Genomic DNA, 25,789 nt, shown 5'->3' on the forward strand with positions numbered 1-25,789 from the left:
TTACCGCAAATGCGGGCTTTTTGCATACTTTTTTTATTCAATTCAGGTCTCATCAAACAATTATTACAGAACTAGCACTACGCGTTACTTTGTTACTTCCCACAGATATTTTGCATCCAACTCATGGTCAAACGATGTTAAAATCTTTGGCCCGTTGTCGGTCACAACTAAGGTGTGTTCGTACTGGCAACTCAAACTGCCGTCAATGGTCCGAATCGTCCAGCCATCATCGGCGGGATCACTACAACCCCAATCGCCCACGTTGATCATGGGTTCGATGGTGATGGTCATACCGGCCTTTAATCGGGTGCCATGACCTGCTCGGCCGTAATGCGGAACGTCTGGATCTTCATGCATGGTCGGTCCAATGCCGTGACCCACGTAGTCACGAACAACGCCGTAACCCAGCTTGTCTTCGGCATAGGCCTGAATCGCATGACCAATATCACCAATACGGTTACCGACAACGGCTTGATCAATACCGAGATATAGGGATTTCAACGTCACATCCATTAACTTTTGAACTTCGGCGGAAGCCTCACCAGCCACAAAGGCGTGGCAAGCATCACTGAGGTACCCGTGGTAATCGATGACCGTATCGACCTTGATCAAGTCGCCCTGCTTAATCAAAATGTCCTTGCTAGGGCAACCGTGACAAATCATATCGTTGATGCTGACACAGGTTGAGTACTTGTAACCCTCAAAGTTCAACTCTCCCGGCGTGGCGTCGTGGTCAATGATGTATTGATAAGAAAAATGGTCGATATCCCAAGTCGTAATCCCGGGCTTGATGTAATCGGCTAATGCGTGAAAGAGACCAGCTAAGATGTCGCCGGCCGCCTGCATCCCGTTGATTTCACGGGCTGATTTTAGAGTAATCATGGTGTCCCTCCTAAATGGTCATTGTGCTTAATTTCAGTATACATTACCTGACTGAAAAGAAAAGTTCCGGTAGCCTACGCCTGAGCGTTACGGAAAGCTTGGCGCATTTCCCAGGCTAAGATGAACTTGGCGCCATCATCGGGCGTATCGTTGCGGTCGAACCATTTGGCTTGTGACAGTTCGTCATGTTCTAGTTGGATAGTCTCTGGATGGTCGAGTTCCGCGAAAAATCCCATAAGTAGTGATTCGGAAAAGGCCCAAGGCTGGCTGCCATAATAGTGAATATTACGAATATCTAGGCCAACCTCTTCATGAACCTCACGTCGCACGGCATCCTCAAGGGTCTCCCCAATTTCACCGAAACCAGATATTAAGGTGTAGGGTTGATATCCCGTTAAGTATTTCGTCAACAGAATCTTATCGCCACTGGTAACGCCAACCACGACGACTGGTGAGATCCGGGGATATATTTTTTGTCCACACTGCGGACAATCCATGGCCCGTTCCCGCTGGTCGGGAACCATCGCATGCCCACACCGACCACAAAATTGGTTGGTTTCATACCACCAGCCCAAGTGCGCGGCGGTCGCGCCAGCATAGCCCAACCAAGCCGGCGTAAAATTCCGAAAGGCGCGGGCATTGGTATAGTGGTAATCTGTGTCGGGCGTGATCTTAGCCGCCACTAAATAAAATGCTGTCTGGTCGATTTGAAAGAGATACGTCATCTGATCCGGAGTTAACTGCCATTGGGCCGTCGCTTTCTGAACTGTCGGCAACGCGCGTTCCTGATACATCACGACTTGACGGTCATTATAAATAACGACATAGTCATCGGCGCGAGGTGCCCGCCGCTGTTCATAGTGATTATCGAATACTTTGGGAGCAATGTCTTGAAACATGTTCTGACCAGCTTTCTTGAATTTGGCATACAGTGAAACCGTAGCTTGATTTTACACCTTTACTGAGTGAAAGATACATGGACTTAAAGCTGACAACGAAAAAGAGCCACTACAAAAGTAATGGCTCCTTTGCTATCTATTCTGTCTGATTATTTCACTAAAGCGTGACTTGCAGTAATGTATCCACCAGCAACTCGGTAGTGAAGGACACCTTTACTAGAGTAATCCCAACCAGCTACCTTAAGCACTGTCTTCGCTGAAACTGAATGCAGCTTGTGTTTGAAGTTAACATCACGGTAAAGATTGATACTCTTCTTTACGGTAACTGCCTTTGGCTTCGTGTGCTTCCCAGTTTGAACGTCTTGTTTGTTAGCCGAAACATACTGTTTGTTGGTCAATTGGAAACTGTACTTGCCATTTTGACGGACAATTCGTTTCACCTTCAACACTTGGCCTTGACGGTAATGGTGCTTCGTCTTGCCAGCTAATTTACCATTGCTATAAGCATTGAGTCCCTTGGCGTTGATCACTGTGATAGTTTTGGCTGTCTTGGTGTATTCGGCCGATTGAACGTACTTAGCACTAGCCGTAATATACCCCGTCTTGCCATAACTCTTCGACTGCTTGTTCATGTCGCGAACATGGTAGCGTAAATGACCCGCTTTAGACTTAGTCGTTCCTAAGACCTTAAATTGTGGTTGGTGCATTTGTGCTTGTTGACGGTAAGCGACAATTCGACCTGACTTGGTAAAGTCTGGCTTACGGTAAAGTGCCATCCCCTTAACGGCAGTAACGACAGCTGGTGTTGACTTCTTGTGCGCCGATGTTGTCGTTGCTGGCTTGGAAGCATCTACCGTTGTCGCTGGCTTCGTTGGTTTTACCGTTGCCGTTGAGTTTGTTGGTGCTGTTGGCTTGCCTGGTTCCGTTGGTTTTGTTGGTGGCGTTGGCTTGCCTGGCTTGTCCACGTCAGTTCCACCGTTCGTTTGGCCGCCATTGTTCTCACCAGGAAGCGTTTGCGGATGTTTGTTAGCAACTAAATCTACCGCATCCACTTCTTTACCATCTGGATCACGCGTCACAATCTTCATTTCTTTATCATTAACTTCGGCCGTTAAATAAACCTTTTGATTCTTGTCCTTTTCATCTTGCTTGAAGGCCCAAGCTTCTGGCTCGTTTGGCAAAATGTCATACGTCTTGTCCCCAGTATGACCGGCTGCTAGGTATGTGGTCCCCTTGGCGGCATTTTCTTTGTTAGCAAAGAGCTTCTTCGTCCGACCATAAGAATGATCATGACCACTAAAGACAATATCGATACCTAATTCATCGCAGACTGGTGGTAACATTTTCCGGAACATCGTTGACTCAGAATCTGATGGGTTCTTGTTGTATGGTGGTTGATGGGTTGCAACGATTTTCCACGTCTTGTTAGAAGACCGCATGTCTTGTCGAAGCCAATCCATTTCCTGCTTCATCTCATCAGCGTTGTTAGTCCATCCTACCGAAGCAATGTGCATGTTACCATAGTCAACCGAGAACGTTCCCTTTCGGTTGACTGGTGCCCCGTTGTGACCTGGTGTTCCCAACATTGCCGTGGCTTTACTCCCATCATCCCCCATGTACTCATGGTTTCCTAGAACATGAATCATATCCAAGGAATCATAAACGGGATGCTTATCAAACATTTGTGACGTAATGTCAGCTTCATTGAAAACAGCTTGATCATCATTGAAGTCGCCGACGTGGAGTGCAAAGTCTGGTTTATGCTCATCCGTTTCCAGTCGCTCAATGATCTTGTCAAAGTCAGCTAACTGTCCTGCATTACTTACCTGTGTGTCACCAAAGATATTAAACTTCAACCGTTTGCTATCCGTTAACGTCTTAAACTGACGTGGTGCAGACCACTTTTCGCCATTTCCGACACGGAAGGTGTAGTCAGTTCCCGGCTTCAGGTCCTTAGCGGTCACACTATTGACTGAAATCGCTTTGCTATCACTGACGTAGGTAAACGTCTTCTGCTCGCCTTTATAATCCTTAAAGGCTTTTTCCTTCTTATCTGCGTAATCCTTAGTAGGCGCAATCTGCATAATCGCTGCCTGCTTACCTACGATTGGATTAGAGAACCAAGTAATCGTCTTTTGGGTTGTTGGATCTTGCGTAGACCCCGTCAGCAGGTTCGAAGGTGTATCCGACTTTTCTGGCGCAAATGCTTGCGCTGGTGTTGGAAAACTACTATGACTGCCAATGGCTGCCGTCAAAGTGACCTTGCCAGCCTTTTCGGTTAACTTATCACTCTTCAGCCGGCCTTGACCATCAGTCTTCCCAGCTTCAACCGTCTTACCATCTGCGGTCTTCATCATCACTACCACACCACCAACAGGCTTGTTGTGTGCGTCAGTTACGGTTAACTCACCCGCCGCCCCAACAATCATTTGGCCGATCTTCACTTGATAACTGGCCGCAATGTTAATGTTAGTTGGCTTCGATGCAAAGGTGCTCAGCATGTCTGCATTATTACTTGAATCGGTAAACTCAGCAGTTCCCTTGGTTAATTGCACGATAAGTTTAGCATCCGCCTCGGTATCCGTTGGCACATCTAGTGTCACATGAGCTAGTGACTTATTAGTTCCTCTTCCCGTGCCATTGTCCTTAATATGCAGCTTTAAAATCCCAGTATCCTTGTTATATTCAAAGGTGTTATCCTTGACGTCTACTGCAAATTTAACATCTTTAACTGGGAAGTTCTTCCCAACGTTGATGACGAACTCACCCGACTTAATCTTGGCTAGATTCTCTGCCATGATGTCAAAGCCAATCGTACTGCCCAAGTTAGCCGACGCGTTCTTGGCAACCTCTAAACTGATACCAGTCTGGTTATTCGTATGAACTTCAAAGTAAGCATCCTTATCCGTCCGGTTGCCAAATTTATCGTACACGGAGACCTTAACATGATGTGTTCCGTTAGCGTATTGATACCCCTTTAACGTGAACGTGCCATCAGGATCAAAGGTGTACTTGGTGCTGTCACTGGTCATGTCTTGACCATCAACGTAAATCTTATTCTTTTCCCAATCAATACCGGTCATATTGGGATCATCTTGGTCATCGTGCACCTTGGTCGTAATTGTAATGTTTCCGTCTTTAAACGTCTTGCCATCAACGGAAATGTTGTCGACAATTGGGCTCTTCAAATCATCAACGTTAGCACCATAGACCGCACGAATGTTGTCGACGTAGATACTTCCCTTAGTCTGTGGCGAACCTCCAGGATTCCCAGACTTCAACGCCATCATCCGGACAACTTGTTTAGGGAAAGTCGCATATGGTCCTTGATAACTAGCAGGAATTTCGGCTTCTACGTACTTCCAGCCTGTCCAGTCAATTCCCGTCTTCTGATCAGTGAAGTTAAGCGGCTTAGGTGTCCCCTTACCATCATAGATTTGACTTCTTAGCCAGTATCCCTTAGCCTCCGGCGTTGCATAAACCCACATTCCGATTGCAGTCGGCACACCTGGAATTTCTTTCTTAACTTCTGGGCCAGCATAGGCACCTAACGTGGTCCCCTTTTGACCAGTCGTAAAGTCAAATTTAACTTCCATAGCGTGGTCACCGAAGCGAACTTGCCCATCCTCTGGACTCGCAAGCGACAGGCTGTTGTCTTCCCCTCGCCCTGAACCACTGACCTTCCAGTCATCCAGTCCCTTTTCAAAATCATACAGAACAACTGGCAACTGGCCGATTTGAACTTCTAACGATTCCGAAATTTTGGTTCCAGCGACCGTTGCCGTAATGGTTCCCTTAGCGTGCTTTCCAGCCGTATGTAACTGGTTTTGATCGTCAATTGTCCCCAATTCTGTAGGTAACTGCCAATCAATATCACCGGCCTTCAACGTCACGTCGCGACCCTTATAACGAGCAGTCATTCCCAATGAAGCCACAAAGTCCGTCTTCAAACTCAGCTTCTTATTTAAGAATTCAATCGTGTCTGGGGTCGCTACCGTTACCGTTGCTTGGCCCACCGTTTTGCCGTCATGGACTAGACTGGCGGTCACATCGCCGGTTTTGCCATTTGACTTAAACGCACCCGTCTTGGCATCGATCTCACCTAAGCTCTTATCTTGCAGCGACCAAGTCGCATCCGCCGGTAGTTCCGCATCATAGCCGGCCTTGTCGACCCCTTTGGCTACGAAGTTGATCGTTGACTCTGGCGTGTACACTTGGTCCTTAGGCGTCACTTGAGCTCGGTCAAATGTATGGTCAGATTTTTCAGTCGTCGTAATCAGCCAACTGTTGGCAACTTTACGTTCTTCACCATCGGAAGGCTTGTTCTTTAGGCTTAAGTCTTTATCTCCAGGTGTCCGTGACAAGTACGTTGCGGACCCACCACCATCAAGGTTAAGCGCGTCAACGGCCCCCTGGTCCTTCATAGTCTCAGCCAATTCAGCCGTCTTCATCCCGTTTGAATAAGGAGCCTGCTTACCGTCGATCGTCACAAAGAAAACTGTCCCATCTTGACGAATCCCCACGGCACTCCGCGCAGCAAAGTTATCGCCATATTGCGTCAAACCAGTCTGAACGACCCCTTGCTTTACCAAGATACCCAAACCACCTAGGGCTTGTTGTAAATCACCCTTCACGGCATCGTATTGTCCTTGGTCGCCGATCATGGCTTCACCATTCTTCTTAACTCCAAAGAAGGCCTCGCCACTATTTGCCTTGGCCGCATGGATTTCGACACCATCCTTAACGACGCTCCCAGATGGCTCACCCGTGCCCATGTTGAAGAAATCGGCATTTAGTCCGGCAACTACTTGATGGCCATTCTTAATTGCGGCTTCGGCCTCGCCACGAACGGTCTGCAAACCGATATCTTTGCCATCATCCATGGTTCCAGCGTACAGTCCAGCCGTCTTATCTTTTAAATCGACCGAAACAGAATGCATGACGGTGCGATCACCCGCCGTATTCTTGTAGGTCACCTTTGTTTCCTTGATTCCTGAAGCTAGTTGATTACCGGTCTGCTCAATGGTATTTCCTTTTACATCTACCGGTTTAGTTGATTCGGCCTGTGCCTTTGCTGCTACCTGGCTTGCTAACACTTGATGGGTCATACTCGTTTGGGCGTGAGCCACTGGCGTTAGTAATGGCATTAATACCAGAGCAGTTGCGAGTGTCGCTCGTAATTGTCTTCCTCGGGTAGTCATCTATATCTCAAAATCCCTTCTGAATTTGTCTGCAATTAAACGATTGGCCATTTCGACCGCTCTATTTTCATGCGACCGAAATAACATATTGCATAGTCTACCTGAGTTTTCATTTAAAATGGGCAACTACACTAACCCTGTACAGTTCATCTACACAACCTTTACCTTTTTATAAAGATGCCTATATAACAGCGGTTACAGTACCCGCCTTCATAATTACTTAAGTATTTTCACCACTTACGTTTGCCTATTTTCTGTTTTACACTCTAAATACGTTCCAACCCCGACCTGAATTTTCTGAAAATGTGTGATAGAATCGTAATCACTTGTGCTAAATTCAATTGATATTTCAGAAAATAATCACCTAGGAGGTTGTAACTCACATGTCACTTACAAAACGAGAACTTGGCAATTATCTGATTGGCTTTGCCTTTGTTCTCCTCATGGTCACCGCTGCTAGTTGGCTCAACGATGACGAAATCATCCTGCCAGAAATCGCCGCACTTACGACTGGAATGTGGATCTACCAAAACCAGACTTGGATTCGCCAACCGATCAAGATATTTCTTGCCCCATCTGGAACGGCGGTCATTGGCTTTTTAGTCAATCAAATCGCCATCAACTATCCCGAAAAAGTTCTACTGACACTCGTCTTGATTCTAGCTTTGCTCCGCGTCTTGAACTCGACTCTCGCCCCCGCCTTCGCAACCGGCCTATTACCCATTATCATTAATGCCACTCACTGGTCATTCATTCTCGCCATTTTTCTATTTACCGCTTTACTAATGGGTGGTGTTTTAATTCAGGGTCATTACAAAGGACTTTCTGCTGGACAACCCCTCCACCTCTCACACATGTTGGGCTTTAGCCTCACCGCATTAATCTGGGCGAGTGCCGTTTGGGCCTGTGGTTATCCTCAGATGGCCGGTATTCCACCCGTTTTAGTCGTCTTCTTCGAAGTGTCACAAATGCCCAACTACTCCTTCAAAATGGCCGCTAAACACATCGTTGCATTAGGTGGCGCAGCAACCATTGGTGTGCTGGTTCACCTCTTGCTCGCCTCCTGGTTGTTGACCACGCTGATCAGCCTGCCCTTAGTCTTTGGCTTATTACAACTGCTGCGGATCAAGTTACCTGCTGCTTACGCCTTTCCGCTACTAGCATTGGTATTACCCGTCAACATGTTCCATCGACTCCCACTATCCGCATTTCTCGCGGCTGCCTTTTTCCTTGGGTCGGTAGTGATTTACCGTCAATTACAGAACCGCCTGCAAGTAGCCACCGAAAACGACTAACACGACACGACCACCCTGAACAGTAGCGGGTGGTCGTTTTAATTTACAGAGCTTTTACACAAACGTAACGTCTTCTACACAGTCATTACCTATGATTGAAGTTACTTACTTCATCTTGTGTTTACAAAGGAGACTCGCCGTGTTAGAAATTATTAAAGCCGTCATTCTCGGCATCGTCGAAGGAATCACTGAGTTTCTGCCAATCAGCTCCACCGGTCACCTTTACTTGGCCGATGAATTCGTTAAATTAAATGAATCGACTGCCTTTATCAATATGTTCATGGTGGTCATCCAACTCGGGGCAATTCTGGCCGTTCTAGTTCTCTACTTCAACAAGCTCAATCCGTGGGCTCCCAACAAAGATCACCTTGAACGTCATCAAACTTGGACGCTGTGGTTCAAAGTCATCGTTGCCGTTCTTCCCTCAGTCATTGTTGGACTTCCCTTGAACGACTGGATGGACGCCCACTTGACCAGTTGGCAGGTAATTTCTGCCACACTGATCATCTACGGGATTCTCTTCATTGTGATTGAAAACTTCAATCGCAAACGCCATCCCCGCTTCACCGACCTCCGTCAAATCTCTTATCAATTAGCCTTGATGATCGGTCTCTTCCAAGTACTTTCATTAGTTCCCGGAACGTCTCGCTCTGGCGCAACCATTCTAGGTGCCATCTTGATTGGCGCCTCGCGATACGTGGCTACTGAATTTTCATTTTTCCTGGCGATTCCGACCATGTTTGGGGCATCACTACTAAAAATTGTAAAATACTTTGTCACTGGCAATACCTTTACTGGTAGCCAACTCATGGTGCTACTAACCGGGGTCGTAATCTCGTTTGCGGTTGCCTACCTGTCCATTAAATTCCTATTGAATTACATTCGGAATAACGACTTTAAACCCTTCGGCTGGTACCGCATCGGCTTGGGAATTATCGTCATTAGCTACTTCGGATTAATTCGTTGACCTATCAATCGGCCTGCTTTCCTTCGGGATTACAGGTCGATTTTCAGTTTCAAGTGATTAATTTGCGGTTATAGTAATCAAGCCTCTAATGTACGACAAGTATTGATGTGGAGCGGCTTCAGCTCATCCCCCCCACATATAAAGCTAATAGATGTGACGTCCTTTTAACTCCCTAGTAACATGACTGCAATACTAATCGGGTATGCTAGTCAGTATTAAGAAACAAGTCAGGGAGTTATATAAAAATGTCAAAACTAAAACTAAAATTTGCAACACTCTTATTACTATTCGGCTTTTCGTTCGGTATGGTCACCGACGTCGCAGCTAACGTTTTACCAGAACAAACGACGACCGCGCAAGCCGCAACTCGGGTTTCCGCTAGTCAAAAGAAGCAAATCGCAGCAGTTAACGCTGGCCTGTCCAAGAAACAAAAGGCTGCTAAAAATTGGATTGCCAAACGTGAATCCGGCTACCGGTACAACGCCCGCAATGGAAACTGTTACGGTCGTTACCAATTACTGAAGGCTTACTTACACGGCGATTTATCTCCAGTCAACCAGGAACGGACTGCCAACTCTTACGTTGCTGGTCGTTACGGGACTTGGACCCATGCTAAGCGTTTTTGGCAGAGTCATCATTGGTACTAAAATTTAAATGACACTTTCTTGGCCAGCCCATTACTTAAGGGTTGGTCATTTTTTTCGGCTTTCATTGTTCTCTCTGGCGAATTCCCGTAGACTGGAACCACAGTCTAATTCGAGAAAGAATGGGTTACCGTGAAAAAGCGAATCATCTTATTGTCCAGCATCATTCTAATCATTGGCCTAGCACTAGCGATTGGCTTATTAGCTCACCACAAGCCCACTACATCGCCCGCACCACAACCATCGACAAAAGCAGTAACACCTAAACATAAGATTTCCCGGCCCCTCACCGTTACCGAACTTAACCACAATTCTCAGCTCCGGGATACCTGCATCATTTATTTCGCCGTCAAACACACGAAATTACAACGTTGGCAGGAACTGTCCGACTTCAAACTGGGCTGGCAGGTCGAACGTTACCTCAAGCATCATCCCGACAAATATCTGGTCTGGCCCGACAAAAATATCACCAGTGCCGAGAAGAACCTAGAACCTAACTGGTTTAAACTCACAACGACTGGCAAGGTCACCTATGACAGCATGATTGTGCATTCCTTTCGCCAAGATCAAACGGCAACGACCACTTTAGCTAAGATTGCCCAGCAACTCAACGCGGAACATAAAATGGCTACCGTTCGTCATCTCAGTCACAATCTCAACCAGCTGACCCACAAAAACAAATAGTGCTAAACAAAACGGCCACCCCCAAATGAGGTGACCGTTTCGTTTAACACTATTCTTTTGCGGTTTCTGCTCCCTGTTCAATCAAACCTTCAGTCCCCGAATTGATCAACGCTTCAATCCGGTCAAGCAACATCAGCAACCAGCCAAAGGCAATCACAAACCCCACCATTTCAAACGCCGTTAACGAGAAGTAACCGAACACCTGAAATAATAGTTCCGCGATGACTAAGGCAATCCCAACGCCATAGGACAAATACAGGAAGTCCTTTGTAATGTTTGGTAAGAGCCAGCGAACACCGATGATCAACGCAATAATGAAGTAGACCAGAAAAATGGCAACCTCATCATGGAGGTCATGTGAGTTCACGTTGTTCGGAAAGACCCCGACCAATCCCAAATCAACTGCAGTCAACGTTAACAGAATTCGCAACACCAGTAACCGCCGCGACCGGGGGAAAAATTCATGTAAGCTCACAAACAGATAATCGATCAGCGCAATCATCAGTAACGCCGAGAAAATCAGTGTCGCGTTGAATTGCCAACCACTCGAAGCATTGCTGGTTCCCAGGAAGCTCAGATTGTGTTGCCACCAGTACTTCTGATTATTCACGGCCATGGCGATCACAACACCGCTAATGATGACCAGGACGAGCACCGTCGATAACACGCCGGCGTCAACAATCAATGCAAAGTAGACCATCGCCGAGTTTGTGACCAGCCCAAAGGCAAACATGATAATACTGGCCGTTACTGTCCCGAAGATCGCACCCTTGAACAGAACGCCCAATAACCACATGCTCCCGACCAAGACCAAGGTCAAGATTAAAGCAAAGGACAGCACAATCACCGGAAAGTTTCGCCAATAAATGTTTTTCGTAAAGTGATTCTGGGGATTGTTACGGTCACGGATAAAAAATCCCGCAAACAACAACGTTCCCATAATAACTTCTAACACAATAATTGCAGTTGCTAGTGACCAATCTCCCACCAACGGGACGCTGTTTAGGCCCCGCCACAGACAAAAGACATAAAATCCAATACTTGTCAGTAATGCCGTCACAACCGGCCAAATCAAGACCCGGTTCTGGAAGAGCTGTAGTCGTGGCTCCTCAAGCTGCACGACTAGTCGATCCCGTTTCACCACCAGTTTGACCGGCGTCTTGTCAGTTAGCTTAAGCTGCTCACTGATTTCCGGCGGTATTTTTAATTGAAAATCCTTACTTTTCATGTTTCCCTCCACTGCCTCATTCCATTATGATTTCCATTATAACAAGTTTTAACACTAGAATGGCCAGGTTGTGGATAATTTTGTGGGACTTAAAAAAGGCGACCCATAGATCACCTCGTAAACTACCTATTACTTTTTTGATCTATTCTGATCAGAAAACAAACGCTGATGGAAACCAACTCGAACACCAATCAAAATCAACTCATCCTCATCGATTCGATAGATAACCAAAATATCATTACTTTCAAAAGTACATTTTCTCCGCTAAAGTGCCTTCTTACTTCCTATCATATCGAAAAAGGACGACACCGCCGTGGCCCCGTCCTCAAACGAATCATCTTATTCGCAAAGCTTTACATGCTTAGTCGTCCGCGTGAACATCATAGGTACTTAACATTTCCAGCACACCCGGTGCATCTGGATCATGTTGACCCTTACCTTTATCCAAGGCTTCCAATTGGGCCATTTCATTATCACTCAAGGTGAAGTCGAAAATGTCCAAGTTGCTCTTAATCCGATCAGCGTGAACGGACTTGGGGAAGACAATGACACCCAGCTGATTCTCAAATCGCAAAATAATCTGACCAACGTTTTTGTTGTGTGCTTCAGCCATTTTAACAATGACTGGATCGTTGATCAGTGCTTGGTTACCCTGACCTAATGGGGCCCAAGCCTCCAACTTAACGTCATTGGCCGCCATAATTTTCCGAATCGCCTTTTGCTGGAAGTATGGATTGAATTCAACCTGGTTCACAGCTGGCATCACGTTAAATTGCGGCACAAAGTTTTGCCAAATCTTTGGTGTCATGTTGGAGACCCCAATCGACTTCAATTTGCCGGCTTGCTGAGCCTCTTCCATCGCCCGCCAAGCACCCGGTACGTCGCCGTAAGGTTGGTGAATCAGGTAAAGGTCGAGGTAGTCCAACCCCGTCTTTTTCAGCGAGAGGTCGATGGCCTTCTTGGCTGGTTCGTAGCCAAAATCTTGTAGCCAAAGTTTGCTGGTGACCCAGATTTGGTCGCGAGGAATGCCGCTATCCTTGATGGCACGGCCGACTTCGGCCTCATTGAAGTAGGCAACGGCCGTATCGATATGCCGGTAACCGACCTTTAGTGCCTCGGCCACAGCCTTGTAGGTTGACCCGTCGTTAGGAATTTGAAATGTCCCGAAGCCAATTGCGGGGATGTTGTTACCATCGTTCAATTTAATTGTTGGTGTCATTTTCATATTACTCCTTTAATTGTTTTAAGCTTGAGCCGAAAATTTGTTCAATCGTCACTGGATCGCGGTGGTCAAAGAATTGACTCTCCTGACGGTCCAAAGAGGCCATGGTCGCCATCTCAGCGTCAGTCAACTCGAAGTCGCAAACGTCCATGTTCTCCACCATCCGTTCGCGATGAACGGACTTCGGAATGACCGTGATTCCGCGTTGTAGCAACCACCGGAGAATGACTTGGCCGACCGTCTTACCGTGAGCCTGCGCAATGGTCTGAATCGTAGCGTTCGTAAAGAGGTCGTGCTTCCCTTCAGCAAATGGCGCCCAAGCCTCGACCCGCACATCTTCACTCTGGTTAAATTGAACTTCGCTCCCCTGTTGATACCAAGGGTTCACTTCAATCTGGTTCACGACCGGTTTCACGTTCATTGTGAGTTCCAAGTTTTTCAGTTGGTCGGCATAGAAATTAGAGACGCCAATCGACCGAATCTTTCCCGCCTGCTGGGCTTCTTCCAGTGCCCGCCAAGCACCCATCGTGTCACCATAGGGCTGGTGCAATAGATATAGATCGAGATAGTCCAAGCCCAGTCGTTGTAAGGATGCGTCGATACCTTGCTTGGCCCGATTGTAGGTGAACTCGGACACCCACAACTTAGAGGTCACAAAGATGTCATCGCGCGCAACGCGACTCTTCTTAATTGCTCGGCCAACTGCTTCTTCATTCCGATAAGCTGTTGCGGTATCCAGTAACCGGTAGCCAGATTCTAGCGCAGCACTAACGGCGTCTTCACATTGCGCCAAATCGGGGACCTGGAAAACACCAAAACCTAACTGTGGCATCTCCACACCATCGTTTAATTTAATTGTTGGGACCTTCGTCATATTTAGGAAACTTCCTTTCACCATTTGAATAAATTAACCATAGGCCCAAACTAACTGATTGAAAATTACTACTTAAACATGCTAGTATACGGTTGATGTATACTAATCGTCAGGTCGACTACTAACCTGCTATATTCTGATTATACGATTTCGCAATTTTTCAACAAGAAGCCACTTTAAAGTGCGCTAGCCACCAAAAGGTAAGTATAAGGAGGTCATTCATGATTGAAAATTATCTATTAGAAGAATTGGTCACCTTTGCCCAAACTGGAACCCTGGCAAAAACGGCGGCGATCCTCAACGTGACCCAGCCAACGGTGACCCGCGGTATGCAAAAATTAGAGACGGATTGGGGCGTTCACCTCTTTGACCGCCAGCCCAACCGTTTGAGCTTGACCCCCGCCGGAAAGTTAGCTGCCAAAGAAGCGGCTGCCCTGTTAGTAGCTAACCACCAAGCCGTGAAACGTGTCCGGAACTTCGAACGTAGCCAGCAGGTCCTTACCATCGCCGCTAGCATTCCGGGGCCGTTGATTGCGCTTAACCACATTCAATCTGAACTGCCTGTAAATACACAGATTGCGGCCGCCTCACAGCCAGAAGAGCAAGTCGTCGCCGGCCTGAAAAACAATGATTACCTGCTCGGTTTCTCCAATCATTCATTATCGACTGAAACTATCGACTCACAACTCATTGGTACCGAACATCTCGCCATCAACCTTAATCAATTCATGTTTCAGGCGAATCAAGCAGCCATTACCTTTGCTGAGCTGAAGGATTTCAGCTTCGTCGTCCCCAGTGATATCGGTCCCTGGCGCGAAATTATTCAAGCGAACATCCCCAACGCCAAATTTTTCTACCAGGAAGAACGGGCAGCTTTGGCTGAAATTACGAAATACGCCGACTTCCCTTACTTCAGCACCAACATTTCCGCATTTGACGCTATCGTTCCTCAGCAAGCTAAGGCCAACGACAGCCGTGTCTGCTTGCCAATCAGCGATGCCGCGGCACAGATGCCAATCTACGCCATTTACCTACGTTCGGCCAAAAATCGCGTCCAACCAGTCATTTCACAGCTAAAGGCGGTCTGGCCTGACTAGCGCCACCCATACGCCAACTGCATACCCAGTAATGCGAGATAGGCATTAGACATCGGCCCCCCGCACGGCTAAACTAGCTTATGGTTATGGAAAGTAAGGATTCTTTACAAGCCAACTGGAAACGCTTAGAATTTTCGTAGAGTCAATTTAGGAGGATAAATAATATGAAATCCACTATTTTTATGAAACCTGGCAAAGTTGAAATCGAAGACATCGATAAGCCTAAGATTCAGGCGCCCGATGACGTCATCATTCACGTTGTGCGAACCTGCGTCTGTGGGTCCGACCTGTGGGCTTACCGCGGCTTAGAAGACAAGGCTGCCCATTCCGAAAACTCCGGTCACGAAGCCATCGGGATCGTCGAAGAAGTCGGCACTGACATCACGACCGTCAAGCCCGGCGACTTCGTTATCGCCCCATTTACTCACGGCTGCGGTCACTGTGCTGCTTGCCTTGCCGGCTTTGATGGTGTTTGCCAAAACCACACCGACAACTTCAGTAACGGTGTGCAATCCGAATACATTCGTTTCCAACACGGCGAATGGGCTTTGGTCAAGATTCCTGGCAAGCCAGCCGACTACAGCGATGCCATGCTCAAGTCCCTGCTGAGCCTCGCCGACGTGATGGCAACTGGTTACCACGCCGCTCGCGTTGCCAATGTCAAAACGGGTGACACGGTCGTCGTTGTTGGTGACGGTGCCGTTGGTCTCTGTGGGGTTATCGCTGCTCAAATGCGTGGTGCCAAGCGGATCATTGCCATGAGTCGTCACGAAGACCGGCAAAAACTCGCTACCGAATTTGGTGCAACTGACATCGTTGCTGAACGTGGTGATGACGCCGTAGCCAAGGTGCTTGAATTGACCAATGGCGCTGGTGCCGATGCCGTTCTGGAATGTGTCGGGACCGAATTGTCCAACGACACGGCCATGAAGGTTGCTCGTCCAGGTGCCATCGTTGGCCGGGTTGGTCTGCCTCATGAACCTAAGATGGACATGACCACTTCCTTCTACACCAACACGATCATCGCCGGTGGCCCCGCTTCCGTGACGACCTACGACAAGCAAGTCTTGTTAAAGGCTGTCTTGGATGGCGACATTCATCCTGGCAAGGTCTTCACCAAGGAATTTGCGCTCGATGATATCGACGACGCTTACCAAGCCATGACCAATCGTGAAGCTATCAAGTCACTGATTGTGGTCGACTAATTTACCGAAATTAAATAGGCGCTCGGAATCCCGCTTGGGATATTCTGAGCGCCTTTTTGTTGGGTAAATTTTCGTCAGTACTTTTTTGCCACAAGTCCAGTTCTTTTTGGGAATCAATGGACTTAAATTGTCCTTGATCAATCTTCAGCTGAATCACATCATCTAGCCGTCCTGAAGCTGTCATATCGGTCTTGTAATCGACCGGTATAGCACCAGTTGTGCCAACATATTCGTAAAATGCCGCAATGGCCGCCGTTGTCGTCAGCCCATTCTCGCCAAAAATACTGTTCGCTCGTTCAACTAAGCCTCGATCTAAGCTAACCTGAACATCTACTTTTGTCATCCATATTTTCTCCTGCTAGGCTCATTATAGGTGAATCCCATCGATAAAGGATTGCTTAGCACTTGCTCCAATGCAAAAAAAGTTCCAGAATCACTTACCGATTCCAGAACTCTCAAATGACGATTTAAAATAGTTCAGGTGAGTCTGTTACTTCAAAACAGCAAAGCCACCGGTCCAGCCAATCTTTTCGCTAGCAGCTAAGGTCATCTGCAAGAAGCCAAAGCTTTCCAGCTCGTGCGCCCGTTTCAGGGAACCAGCATCAACGAAGGCCACCCCACTGTCGGTCAGGGCATCTGCCAGCAATTGCTTAGCAGCGGCATCGTCACCGGCGGCCATCACGGTCGTCTGTGCTTGGTCGCTGACCTTGCGACTCTGTAAGGTTGCGGCAAATGTCGTGTTGAAGGCCTTCAGAACCTTGGATTCTGGCAACAGTTCGGCAATCTGTGCGGTTGCGGAGCTGTCGGCTGGGACAACTAATTCATCCCAAGTTTCGAAATTCAAGGGGTTCGTGATGTCGACAACGACCTTGCCAGCTAAAGCGGCTTGGTTGGCCTTGACAATACTGATTGCGGCTGGGTATGGCACGGCCAGAACGACGATCTCACCTAAGTTTTCTACTGGATCATTAGAGTCGATGAAGCTAACCTGGTTGCCACCTTGTGTAAAGACGTCGCCGATTGCTTGACCCATGTTTCCCTTACCAAAAATTGTAATTGCTGCCATAATGCAGACCCCCTGATTTGTTTTGTATTATTTTTAAGTACACTTTCAAGATACGACATTTATATTTAAATGTCAATTTATTGGCTTAAAGAATCTTTTTACCTGATTTTTATCCAAAACTGTTATAGAATATAATACAAGGACATCAAGAGAGGAGATCACATGGCTAACACACAATTCAGCGACACCATCCACGTGCTGGTCTACATTGCTTATTTCAAAGGCAAAAAAATGACCAGTCAGGAAATCGCCAGCAGTCTCGAAACATCACCCAGTCTTATTCGGAAAATCATGGCCAACTTAAAACATCACGACCTGCTCGCACCCACGCATGGCCCGACACAGCTTGCCCTGTCCAGGGAGCCCGACGCCATTACGTTGCGGGACATCTACGCCACCTTGCCCAATCAAGCCCCCCTACTCAACGTCGACACTCATACGTCGCAGAACTGTCCGGTGGGTAAGACCGTCCCCAAGGTGCTGACCAACTACTACGCCGAGATTCAAGCGGCCGCAGAGGCTAAAATGGCTAAAATCACGCTCCAGGATGTCTTGAACGACGTTACCCTGCTTCAGCGATTAGAAGCCTAACAAAAAGACCGACTCCAAGCGGAATCGGCCTTTTTGATGATTATATTTAGAATTCAGCGTTACCTGGTGTCCGTGGGTAAGGGATGACGTCGCGGATGTTCTCCATCCCCGTCACGTACATCAATAACCGTTCGAACCCGATTCCGTAGCCGGAGTGTGGCGTTTCGCCGTACTTCCGCAGGTCGAGGTACCATTGGTATTCTTCTTGTGGCAAGTTATGGTTCTTGATCTTTTCGGCCATTTCAGCGTAACGTTCTTCACGTTGACTTCCACCGATCAATTCACCGATCCGTGGAACCAACAAGTCAGCCGCAGCAACGGTCTTACCGTCATCGTTGTCGCGCATGTAGAAGGCCTTGATTTCCTTAGGGTAATCCGTCAAGAAGGTTGGCCGCTTGTAGACCTGTTCGCACAGGTAACGTTCGTGTTCCGCCTGTAAGTCGAGCCCCCAGTAAACGGGAACGTCGAACTTAACGGGTGCTTTTTCCAACTGCTCGATGGCTTGGGTATAAGTCACTTGAGCGAACTTTTCGTTGGTCGTTTGGTGCAAACGGTCCAACAAGCCCTCGTCAACGGCGCCGTTCAAGAAGTCCAATTCGTCCTTAGCGTTTTCCAACAGGTAGTTGACCACGTGCTTCAATAACCCTTCGGACTCGTTGATGACATCTTGCAGGTCGGCAAAAGCCATTTCTGGTTCGATCATCCAGAATTCTGAGGCGTGCCGCGCCGTATGCGAGTTTTCTGCCCGGAAAGTTGGGCCGAACGTGTAAACGTCTCGTAAAGCCAAGGCAAAGGCTTCGACTGGTAATTGACCACTAACAGTCAGGTTCGTTTCCTTCTTGAAGAAGTCCGCGTGATCATCGACCTTGCCATCTTCCGTCTTAGGCAGGTTATTCATGTCCAGTGTGGTGACCCGGAACATTTCGCCGGCCCCTTCACTGTCACTGCTAGTGATGATTGGCGTGTTCACGTAAGTAAAGCCGTGGCCTTGTAGGTACTGGTGAATGGCAAACGCAGCCAATGAACGAATCCGGAACACAGCGTAGAACGTGTTGGTCCGAGGACGCAAGTGAGCCATCGTCCGTAGGTATTCGTAGGAATGCTTCTTCTTTTGCAAGGGGTAGTCGTTGTCGGAAGACCCTTCCAATACGATTTCTTTGGCGTGAACTTCCAGGGGTTGCTTGGCGTCTGGCGTGTATAGCACCGTCCCCACGACCTTAATCGTGGAGCTCAAAGGTAACTTGGTCAATTCGGCGTAGTTGTCGATGTCACTCTTCATGACGATCTGGGCGTTCTTGATTGTTGAGCCATCGCTTAATTCGATAAAGCCGACCCGCTTAGAACCCCGCACCGTCTTCACCCAACCGTGTAAGACAACTTCTTCGCTTTCGGCAAAATGCGTTTCGCCAAATAAATCTTTAACTAAAACTTCTGTCATCATTTATTCTCCTTCTGTGGCCATAAAAAAAGACCCTATCATCCCTAGAAACTAGGGACGAAAGAGTCTTCCGCGGTACCACCCAAATTGTTTTTGATTCAAAACCAACTTTAATAAACGTACATCACATACGCGCCGCTCAATAACGTTGCGGTAACGGCTCAGCCTACTCTCACACTAGATTTCAGCTGGCAACAAAGATGGGGTTATCCGCATCGGGCGGCTGACTAAGCTCTCACTCTCCTTAGCTCGCTAAACACCCGTGACCGATTCGGCGTTGACCATCTCTATCGTTTTTGGCTTTATTCAACTGTTGTCAGATTAGCACAAATCGCAGCGAGATACAATCACGATTCGTAAATATCGGTTAGGAAACCAACTTCCGCGGTTAGAACAATGGTGAATGACTTGCCACCTGCGCTCACTCATTGATTGAACAAATAGGGACCGCATCCTAAATAGAGTCGGTCCCTTAAAATTCATTTTCAATTTACTAAGCCACGGTCACTTGCATTCGGCCGTTACGCTTGGAATGATACAGGTTCTTGTCGACTCGATTGTAGAAATCCATTGGCGATTGGTCATTGCCAGTAATGGCAGAGACACCAACTGAAATAGTGACCTGAATCATCTGACCTCCTGCATGAATCTCCAAATGGTTAACCGCCGCAAAGATTTGATTGACGATTGCATTGGTACTGGCGACGTCATACCCAGGGAACAGCAGATTAAACTCCTCGCCCCCGGTCCGGTAGAACCGCACCTTGGGGTCATTCGCCGCAACGACCGTTTGGACCGTCTCCGCGACTTTACGGAGGACTTCATCACCCACCGAATGACCATACGTATCGTTGATATGCTTGAAGTGGTCAATATCAAACATCATCATGGAAAGCGGTGCGCCGGTCTTCGTGCTGTCATCAAAGAACTGATCCATCGTATCGGTATACGCCGCAAAATTTTCCGTCTTGGTCAGTGCATCGTGACTCGCGAACCGGGCTAAACGCACCTTGATCTCACTGTCATGCGTGATCATCGACACGTACGCGTAGAGTAGGACTTCAAAGATGACTAGGTAGACCCATTCCTGCCATAAGGTGACCCAGGAAAAATTGAATTTTAATTTCATCCAGAGCCACAGCACCCCGCCGAACGGCACCCCAACTAGTAGGTAGACCAGCGGCGCAATTCGGCTACTGCGATACTTCACGCGAATCACGTTGAGTACCCAGAAGAAAATCATCATGGTAACCGCATGGCCCCACGACTGCCAATAGCTCATTGAACCGTTGAACAGCATGTAGACAAATAAAATTGGAAAGAAAAAGTAGTAGCGGACGTGAATATTTAAAAAGTACGCGCAGAAAATCATCGCGATCAGTTGAAAATTCATAAACTGCCAGGAGTCACTCGTCCCGACAATAAACGTTTGAATCCCAAAGACGAAGACTAACATGTAAATAATGCCATACCATGTACTGACATCGTCATCCTTAACGTTGATTCGCCTGGTATGAAGCCAAGACGCAAGCCAGTTATATGAGACCCAGTACAGTGTCAACACACCCAGAACAAAGAACACACTGGTGATAAATGGTGGCACCTGCCAACGAGACCATGTCATTAATAAACCCTCTTCATTAATATTTGCATTATGATTTCAGAACTCGTGGGAAGTCGCGACTTCATTTCCGTTTGAAGACACCACTTCCAATGATATATAGCGAATATAATCCTTTTTATATTGGAAAACTACTACCAGAAAATGAAAAGTGCTGAATTATGTAAACATTATGAATGCCGAACTTAGTTTTAGTATTAACTATTATCATTTCTGCTGCATTTATACACACGAAAAGGAGCTAGAATCTCATCAGATTCAGCTCCCGAAGAGTTACCTTGTCTTTTTTAGTCGTTACACTGTTGGGTCCGTGTAAGCCAGCGTCAATCGAAATGACCCCCATCATCTGACTAGCGTTGGATCCACCGCACCTATTTTAAAAGAGTCACTTCACCCCGCCACTGAGTTCCCCAACTCAGCTTCCCCAAACGTGGTCAGCAGTCACCGCCCTCAATCCCAATCAGGCTGGAACTGCCAATGAAGACACCCCTTTTATCACCTCTGTCAATAACCGCTGACGATACGACTCATCCCCATGATTGCATCGTCTAATCTCATTTTCCTTACCCCAATAACCATATCTTCTTCTATTCCGCTTACTCCTTGGCCGACGACACCGCGACTGACAATTATTCCCCTAAACAATTGCCATCACCGGCGCCTTGTTCCCCACGTTAACGAAAAGAAATCCCTTTCCGATTAACTGAGACTAATTCTACACAGCAATCGATAGGGATTCCATCTATATTAAAAGAGTTCAAACTGAGAATTTCTCAGAAACCATCATCGCGGGAGTGTTACTACAAAAATACTCCCTCGTGGCTGATTGTCTCGCACCACAATCTGACCATGACTTAACGTGATCAGTTGTTGCACGATGGCCAGACCTAAACCGTTGCCAGCCACGCTATTACGAACGCTACTGGCTCGGTAGAAACGACCAAAGATCAATTCTTTTTGATTATCCGGCACGCCTAACCCCTGATCCGCAACAGCAAGCGTGATAACTTGGGCATCGGCCGTCAGACTGACCGTAATTGGCGATTCTGCCGGTGAATACTTCTGTGCATTGTTCAACAGGCTGACCAGGATCTGCTCAAGACTATCCTGATGGACTTGCCCTATCACCTGAGGTTGAATCCTCGTCGTAATCGGCCGCGCCATGGATTCACTATAGTGCGTTGCGGTCGCTTGGACCACTGTACTCAGATCGACCGCTGTCGTCTTCAACTCCAACCGGTTGGCTCGCGAAAGCTTTAATAAACTCTCCACCAGTCGTTGCATGCGTTCCGACTCTTGATCAATGTATTTTAACGCCGTCGGAATCACCTCTGGATGCGCCTGTCCCCGCCGATCGACCAACGACACATACCCGCGAATCGTTGCAATTGGTGTCTTCAACTCATGGGACGCGTTGGAAACAAAGCGTCGATCTGCCTGTTCCTGGTCGCTCAACGACTGCAACAACTGATTAAACGCCACAGTTAGGTCGTGCACTTCTTGGGGCGAGCCGGGCACTGGCAACTGACGCTGATAGTTATTGGAAATATCCTGGTTAATCGCCTTTGTCGTTCCAGTCAATTCAACTAAGGGTTGATTCAACTTACGAGCTAGTAAGTAAATAAACCACGTTCCAATGAGTAAAAAGACTAACGCTATCAGTAAAATCAGTCGAATCAACAGCCACAACAGCGCGGTTAGCCCGCCCAGTTTGACCCAAATATCGTAGCGCACGCTGGGATCTGTTTTATTCGTTGACAGGTCCGACGCCTGGACATGATAAAATAAGCCAAGTTTCCGCGCGTAACGCGTGTTCGCCGTAATATGGGTCACCGACTGCCGCTGCTTAGCCGTCAAAAAGGCTTTGGTATTAGGCGAGTACAAATAACGCTGCGGCTTCCCTTGTTGGGCCACACTAATGCGGACAAAGGTCGTCTCGGTATCCATCGAGCTTCCCATCCGCCACCAGTACCAGTCATCACGATTCGCGATAAAGCTGCGTTTCAGCCCCCGGACGATGCCTAACGCTTCGTGGCGCTGTACCTGAAACTGTTTCACCCCGACAACCGAAATGATCACGCTACTCAAAATCACGGTAATACCGAGTAACAATAGTGCGTAGACCTTAGTAATCTTGGCAGCGCTACTGTTAAATATGGTTTTCTTCATCGCCATCGCCCGTCAATCTGTACCCAACGCCCCGCACGGTCTGAATCAGCTGTCCGGAAACAGCCCCTTTCAGCTTATTTCGCAGGTACCGGACGTAGACGTCCACAATGTTGATCTGTCCTTCAAAGCTGGTTCCCCATACGGCATCCAGCAGATCATCACGGGTCATGACCTCATCCACATGTTGCATGAAGACCAGCAGGAGATCAAACTCTCGCTGGGTCAGCTGAATCTCCACGTCATTGCCGAAGACTTGACGCGTCTTGGTATCCAGTGAAATTGGTCCCACGCGAAACTTCTTATCATTGATATTTTTAACCACATTGCGCCGTAAGATCACCCGGATCCGTGCTAGGAGTTCTTCCGTCTCAAAGGGCTTGGTGATGTAATCATCGGCCCCGGCATCTAAACCGGAAACCTTATCACCCACGTAATTTCTAGCCGTCATCATAATGATGGGCACGTCATAATGACGCCGAATCTTCCGAAGCACGCCCAATCCATCGATTCCTGGTAACATCCAATCTAAGATAATCAATGAGATCTCTGACTGATGCTGGGCAAACTGCGTCAAGGCATCCTCACCACTTGCGCAGGCAATCACGGCGTACTCTTCAAAACCGAGCTCGGCACTCAGCAATGTTCTTAGTCCCTCTTCATCTTCTACTAAAAGTATGGTCACTTTCAAACTATGACTTCCCCTCGGTAACCGTCACCCGGTTACGCGTGTTAATGGGTTAATTTTACCATCTTTTAATCAGCTAACGGAGGAATTGACCGTTTTCTAAACCAATCTAAAGGATAAAAATTCCAAAAGAGTCGTTGCCACTATCTCGACTTGGTTACTTGCTGCCCCAATCGATAGATGTAGTAGCCGTGCCCCATCACGAAAAGCACCAGAATGATCGGCTGGTACCACACAAAACCAAAGAGCAGATTCAGGGCAAATTGCGTCAGAACGGCCAGGGCCGTATCAGCCAAACCAAACCACAGCCAACTGCTTGCTGTGTAACGGTGATGAAGATAGCGACGATCACCAACCCAGACCGCCACTAGTAGCAGGATACCGATCCAGCTCAATAATCCCCGGTAAGCTCCCGTGCTAAACACCCAGCGCAACCACAACAAATACACCATCAATAACCCCGTCCGAACTAGCAACCACCATTTTGCCATCGTCAACCTCCTTTCACTTAGTCACTTAAACAGTGACCGCCCAACATCCTGACTGAAAACAATCAAGGTAAACCCCACCAAAGCCGATGTCGCCGCAACCGTCACCTGAAACGCCAACCCATAAAGAACGATAGCAACCCCTAGAATCGCTAACAGATCGCCCAAAAAGCTATGCCGCCGCATTCCCTTTTGCATGTGCTATTCCCCTTATCCCCAAAAATTAATGACCTGTCATTTGTTAATCCCAACTTTAGCAGATATCGCCATCAGGTTAAACCAAAACGTCTTACAAATATTGTTATATCAACGATTGCCGGCAATTGGGCCTTTCTGAACGGCCATATCTCTCCACAACTATTTAGAGGATTCAGTGAAGGCCAGCCAATTATTTGCCGGCAAAAATAGTGATACCTCCCGCTTCTGCAGTGGGTTATAATAAACAACGACTGAAATTATCTATCGAAAAGGAGGGACCTTACCATGCGAGCAACGCTTCGTGACGTCACATTGTCTTACGACCAGTCCACCACCGTACTCAAAAATTTCACCTGTACCATTCCGTCCGGCGAGCTGGTGGCCCTCCTTGGCCCCAGCGGCAGTGGCAAGTCGACCATTCTCAATCTGCTGGCTGGCCTCCTGACCCCCAGTGCTGGCCAGATCCTGTTTGACCAGACCGACGTGACACGCCAGGATAGTCGTCACCGTAATATCGGCATGGTCTTTCAAGACTACGCACTCTATCCGCACCTCACCGTACACGACAACATCGCCTTCCCTCTAAAAATGGCCCACGTCAAAAGGGCCGCTCGTCAGCAACGTATCGCCGAATTGGCTAACCTGGTCCAGCTTAGCGATCAACTGGCGAAATTTCCCCGGGAACTTTCCGGCGGCCAGCAACAGCGCGTGGCCTTGGCTCGGGCGCTGGCTAAGCATCCCCAACTCCTACTGCTCGACGAACCGCTCTCTAGCCTTGACACCACGTTACGCGAAGAACTGCTGACCGTCATCCACGACGTTCAGCGGGCGACCGGCGTCACGACCCTCTTTGTCACTCACAATCAGGAGGACGCCTTACAGATTGCGGACCACATCATGCTGCTGGCAAATGGGCGGCTGCAACAAGTTGGCACCGGCCACGACCTCTACGTTCATCCGCAAAACCTGACCGTGGCCCGGTTCATCGGTCGACCCCAGCTCAATCTATGGCCGGTTGCTACATTACCCGCTAGACTGCGCGCCAGTCTGCCGGCAAACGCGTTGGCTCAGGCAGCGACGCTTGGCATCCGTAGTGAAGCCATCCGCTTGGCCGACACACCTGCCGCGGCTCATTTTACGGCCACCGTTACCCAGCAACGCCAACTCGGTCGCGATACCTTGACCCACCTTCGCACAACGACCGACCTCGTCAGCACAGCCATCTCCCCCACCAATCAAGCAGCCTTACCGCTCAGCATCGACCTCCACGGATGTCAGCTCTTCTCGGCCATTGGCGACTGCCTCTGGACTTGGGGGGGGGGGGGGGGGGGCCCC

22 protein-coding genes are annotated in these 25,789 nt (G+C 48.1%); 8 read left to right on the forward strand and 14 right to left on the reverse strand.

The genetic code is table 11. The features are described from left to right. Positions 1-84 precede the first annotated feature (84 nt). From map to FC99_RS06835, 3 genes are all read right to left on the reverse strand, one after another. Positions 85-882 (reverse strand): type I methionyl aminopeptidase, encoded by a 798-nt coding sequence (map, locus tag FC99_RS06825; protein ID WP_048732877.1) that lies wholly within the window; start codon positions 880-882, stop codon positions 85-87. 74 nt (positions 883-956) lie between these two features. After that, on the reverse strand, positions 957-1,781 hold the full coding sequence (gene nudC, locus FC99_RS06830) for an NAD(+) diphosphatase (RefSeq protein WP_048732879.1): 825 nt from the start codon (positions 1,779-1,781) through the stop codon (positions 957-959). A gap of 149 nt (positions 1,782-1,930) precedes the next feature. Next, positions 1,931-6,982 (reverse strand): phosphodiester glycosidase family protein, encoded by a 5,052-nt coding sequence (locus FC99_RS06835; protein WP_082153182.1) that lies wholly within the window; start codon positions 6,980-6,982, stop codon positions 1,931-1,933. 383 nt (positions 6,983-7,365) lie between these two features. Here FC99_RS06835 and FC99_RS06840 point away from each other — a divergent pair, with 383 nt between their 5' ends. From FC99_RS06840 to FC99_RS06855, 4 genes are all read left to right on the forward strand, one after another. Next, the gene (locus FC99_RS06840) at positions 7,366-8,277 is read left to right on the forward strand and encodes a hypothetical protein (RefSeq protein WP_048732880.1); all 912 of its coding nucleotides are present in this window, start codon (positions 7,366-7,368) and stop codon (positions 8,275-8,277) included. A gap of 139 nt (positions 8,278-8,416) precedes the next feature. Beyond that, on the forward strand, positions 8,417-9,244 hold the full coding sequence (locus FC99_RS06845; protein ID WP_191979297.1) for an undecaprenyl-diphosphate phosphatase: 828 nt from the start codon (positions 8,417-8,419) through the stop codon (positions 9,242-9,244). Positions 9,245-9,489: 245 nt separating this feature from the next. After that, positions 9,490-9,891 carry an aggregation-promoting factor C-terminal-like domain-containing protein gene (locus FC99_RS06850; RefSeq protein ID WP_048732882.1) on the forward strand — a complete coding sequence of 134 codons (402 nt, stop codon included), beginning with the start codon at positions 9,490-9,492 and terminating at the stop codon, positions 9,889-9,891. Positions 9,892-10,020: 129 nt separating this feature from the next. After that, positions 10,021-10,572, forward strand: a complete 552-nt coding sequence (locus FC99_RS06855; protein WP_048732883.1) for a hypothetical protein — start codon at positions 10,021-10,023, stop codon at positions 10,570-10,572. A 49-nt stretch (positions 10,573-10,621) separates the two neighbouring features. Here FC99_RS06855 and FC99_RS06860 read toward each other — a convergent pair whose 3' ends face one another. From FC99_RS06860 to FC99_RS06870, 3 genes are all read right to left on the reverse strand, one after another. Further along, positions 10,622-11,800 (reverse strand): DUF998 domain-containing protein, encoded by a 1,179-nt coding sequence (locus tag FC99_RS06860; RefSeq protein ID WP_048732885.1) that lies wholly within the window; start codon positions 11,798-11,800, stop codon positions 10,622-10,624. Between the two features lie 361 nt (positions 11,801-12,161). After that, entirely contained in the window at positions 12,162-13,025 is an 864-nt protein-coding gene (locus tag FC99_RS06865) for an aldo/keto reductase (protein WP_048732886.1), read from the reverse strand. 1 nt (position 13,026) lies between these two features. Then, on the reverse strand, positions 13,027-13,896 hold the full coding sequence (locus FC99_RS06870) for an aldo/keto reductase (protein ID WP_048732888.1): 870 nt from the start codon (positions 13,894-13,896) through the stop codon (positions 13,027-13,029). A gap of 221 nt (positions 13,897-14,117) precedes the next feature. On the opposite strand from FC99_RS06870, the gene FC99_RS06875 reads away from it, so the two are divergent. Both FC99_RS06875 and FC99_RS06880 read left to right on the forward strand, forming a co-directional pair. After that, positions 14,118-14,993, forward strand: a complete 876-nt coding sequence (locus FC99_RS06875; RefSeq protein WP_048732889.1) for a LysR family transcriptional regulator — start codon at positions 14,118-14,120, stop codon at positions 14,991-14,993. Positions 14,994-15,157: 164 nt separating this feature from the next. Further along, on the forward strand, positions 15,158-16,198 hold the full coding sequence (locus FC99_RS06880) for a zinc-binding dehydrogenase (protein WP_048732890.1): 1,041 nt from the start codon (positions 15,158-15,160) through the stop codon (positions 16,196-16,198). 10 nt (positions 16,199-16,208) lie between these two features. Here FC99_RS06880 and FC99_RS06885 read toward each other — a convergent pair whose 3' ends face one another. Then, positions 16,209-16,541, reverse strand: coding sequence for a hypothetical protein (locus FC99_RS06885; RefSeq protein WP_048732891.1), 333 nt, complete (start codon positions 16,539-16,541; stop codon positions 16,209-16,211). Between the two features lie 147 nt (positions 16,542-16,688). Beyond that, positions 16,689-17,264 (reverse strand): NADPH-dependent F420 reductase, encoded by a 576-nt coding sequence (locus FC99_RS06890; protein ID WP_048732893.1) that lies wholly within the window; start codon positions 17,262-17,264, stop codon positions 16,689-16,691. A 162-nt stretch (positions 17,265-17,426) separates the two neighbouring features. Here FC99_RS06890 and FC99_RS06895 point away from each other — a divergent pair, with 162 nt between their 5' ends. Continuing rightward, positions 17,427-17,855, forward strand: a complete 429-nt coding sequence (locus FC99_RS06895) for an Rrf2 family transcriptional regulator (protein ID WP_048732894.1) — start codon at positions 17,427-17,429, stop codon at positions 17,853-17,855. Between the two features lie 46 nt (positions 17,856-17,901). Here FC99_RS06895 and asnS read toward each other — a convergent pair whose 3' ends face one another. From asnS to FC99_RS13820, 6 genes are all read right to left on the reverse strand, one after another. Next, positions 17,902-19,293, reverse strand: a complete 1,392-nt coding sequence (asnS, locus tag FC99_RS06900) for an asparagine--tRNA ligase (protein ID WP_048732895.1) — start codon at positions 19,291-19,293, stop codon at positions 17,902-17,904. A 493-nt stretch (positions 19,294-19,786) separates the two neighbouring features. Beyond that, the gene (locus FC99_RS06905) at positions 19,787-20,917 is read right to left on the reverse strand and encodes a GGDEF domain-containing protein (RefSeq protein WP_048732896.1); all 1,131 of its coding nucleotides are present in this window, start codon (positions 20,915-20,917) and stop codon (positions 19,787-19,789) included. A 780-nt stretch (positions 20,918-21,697) separates the two neighbouring features. Next, positions 21,698-23,083, reverse strand: coding sequence for a HAMP domain-containing sensor histidine kinase (locus FC99_RS06910; protein WP_048732898.1), 1,386 nt, complete (start codon positions 23,081-23,083; stop codon positions 21,698-21,700). Beyond that, positions 23,064-23,771, reverse strand: coding sequence for a response regulator transcription factor (locus tag FC99_RS06915; RefSeq protein WP_048732900.1), 708 nt, complete (start codon positions 23,769-23,771; stop codon positions 23,064-23,066). Before FC99_RS06915 ends, FC99_RS06910 begins: the two co-directional genes overlap by 20 nt. 140 nt (positions 23,772-23,911) lie before the next feature. Further along, the gene (locus tag FC99_RS06920; protein ID WP_048732902.1) at positions 23,912-24,259 is read right to left on the reverse strand and encodes a hypothetical protein; all 348 of its coding nucleotides are present in this window, start codon (positions 24,257-24,259) and stop codon (positions 23,912-23,914) included. A 21-nt stretch (positions 24,260-24,280) separates the two neighbouring features. Then, the gene (locus tag FC99_RS13820; RefSeq protein WP_156166891.1) at positions 24,281-24,454 is read right to left on the reverse strand and encodes a hypothetical protein; all 174 of its coding nucleotides are present in this window, start codon (positions 24,452-24,454) and stop codon (positions 24,281-24,283) included. A 285-nt stretch (positions 24,455-24,739) separates the two neighbouring features. Here FC99_RS13820 and FC99_RS13615 point away from each other — a divergent pair. Further along, the coding region (locus FC99_RS13615) for an ABC transporter ATP-binding protein (RefSeq protein ID WP_082617806.1) at positions 24,740-25,789 on the forward strand (1,050 nt) is incomplete at its 3' end.

It is taken from the genome of Levilactobacillus koreensis JCM 16448, assembly GCF_001435525.1.
Taxonomy (GTDB): domain Bacteria; phylum Bacillota; class Bacilli; order Lactobacillales; family Lactobacillaceae; genus Levilactobacillus; species Levilactobacillus koreensis.

What these genes read in the sequence shown, in the direction of transcription:
- map (WP_048732877.1), bottom strand. Translation starts at nt 882, where the DNA reads ATGATTACTCTAAAATCAGCCCGTGAAATCAACGGGATGCAGGCGGCC.
- nudC (WP_048732879.1), bottom strand. Translation starts at nt 1,781, where the DNA reads ATGTTTCAAGACATTGCTCCCAAAGTATTCGATAATCACTATGAACAG.
- FC99_RS06835 (WP_082153182.1), bottom strand. Translation starts at nt 6,982, where the DNA reads ATGACTACCCGAGGAAGACAATTACGAGCGACACTCGCAACTGCTCTG.
- FC99_RS06840 (WP_048732880.1), top strand. Translation starts at nt 7,366, where the DNA reads ATGTCACTTACAAAACGAGAACTTGGCAATTATCTGATTGGCTTTGCC.
- FC99_RS06850 (WP_048732882.1), top strand. Translation starts at nt 9,490, where the DNA reads ATGTCAAAACTAAAACTAAAATTTGCAACACTCTTATTACTATTCGGC.
- FC99_RS06860 (WP_048732885.1), bottom strand. Translation starts at nt 11,800, where the DNA reads ATGAAAAGTAAGGATTTTCAATTAAAAATACCGCCGGAAATCAGTGAG.
- FC99_RS06865 (WP_048732886.1), bottom strand. Translation starts at nt 13,025, where the DNA reads ATGAAAATGACACCAACAATTAAATTGAACGATGGTAACAACATCCCC.
- FC99_RS06870 (WP_048732888.1), bottom strand. Translation starts at nt 13,896, where the DNA reads ATGACGAAGGTCCCAACAATTAAATTAAACGATGGTGTGGAGATGCCA.
- FC99_RS06875 (WP_048732889.1), top strand. Translation starts at nt 14,118, where the DNA reads ATGATTGAAAATTATCTATTAGAAGAATTGGTCACCTTTGCCCAAACT.
- FC99_RS06880 (WP_048732890.1), top strand. Translation starts at nt 15,158, where the DNA reads ATGAAATCCACTATTTTTATGAAACCTGGCAAAGTTGAAATCGAAGAC.
- FC99_RS06885 (WP_048732891.1), bottom strand. Translation starts at nt 16,541, where the DNA reads ATGACAAAAGTAGATGTTCAGGTTAGCTTAGATCGAGGCTTAGTTGAA.
- FC99_RS06890 (WP_048732893.1), bottom strand. Translation starts at nt 17,264, where the DNA reads ATGGCAGCAATTACAATTTTTGGTAAGGGAAACATGGGTCAAGCAATC.
- FC99_RS06895 (WP_048732894.1), top strand. Translation starts at nt 17,427, where the DNA reads ATGGCTAACACACAATTCAGCGACACCATCCACGTGCTGGTCTACATT.
- asnS (WP_048732895.1), bottom strand. Translation starts at nt 19,293, where the DNA reads ATGACAGAAGTTTTAGTTAAAGATTTATTTGGCGAAACGCATTTTGCC.
- FC99_RS06905 (WP_048732896.1), bottom strand. Translation starts at nt 20,917, where the DNA reads ATGACATGGTCTCGTTGGCAGGTGCCACCATTTATCACCAGTGTGTTC.
- FC99_RS06910 (WP_048732898.1), bottom strand. Translation starts at nt 23,083, where the DNA reads ATGAAGAAAACCATATTTAACAGTAGCGCTGCCAAGATTACTAAGGTC.
- FC99_RS06920 (WP_048732902.1), bottom strand. Translation starts at nt 24,259, where the DNA reads ATGGCAAAATGGTGGTTGCTAGTTCGGACGGGGTTATTGATGGTGTAT.
- FC99_RS13820 (WP_156166891.1), bottom strand. Translation starts at nt 24,454, where the DNA reads ATGCAAAAGGGAATGCGGCGGCATAGCTTTTTGGGCGATCTGTTAGCG.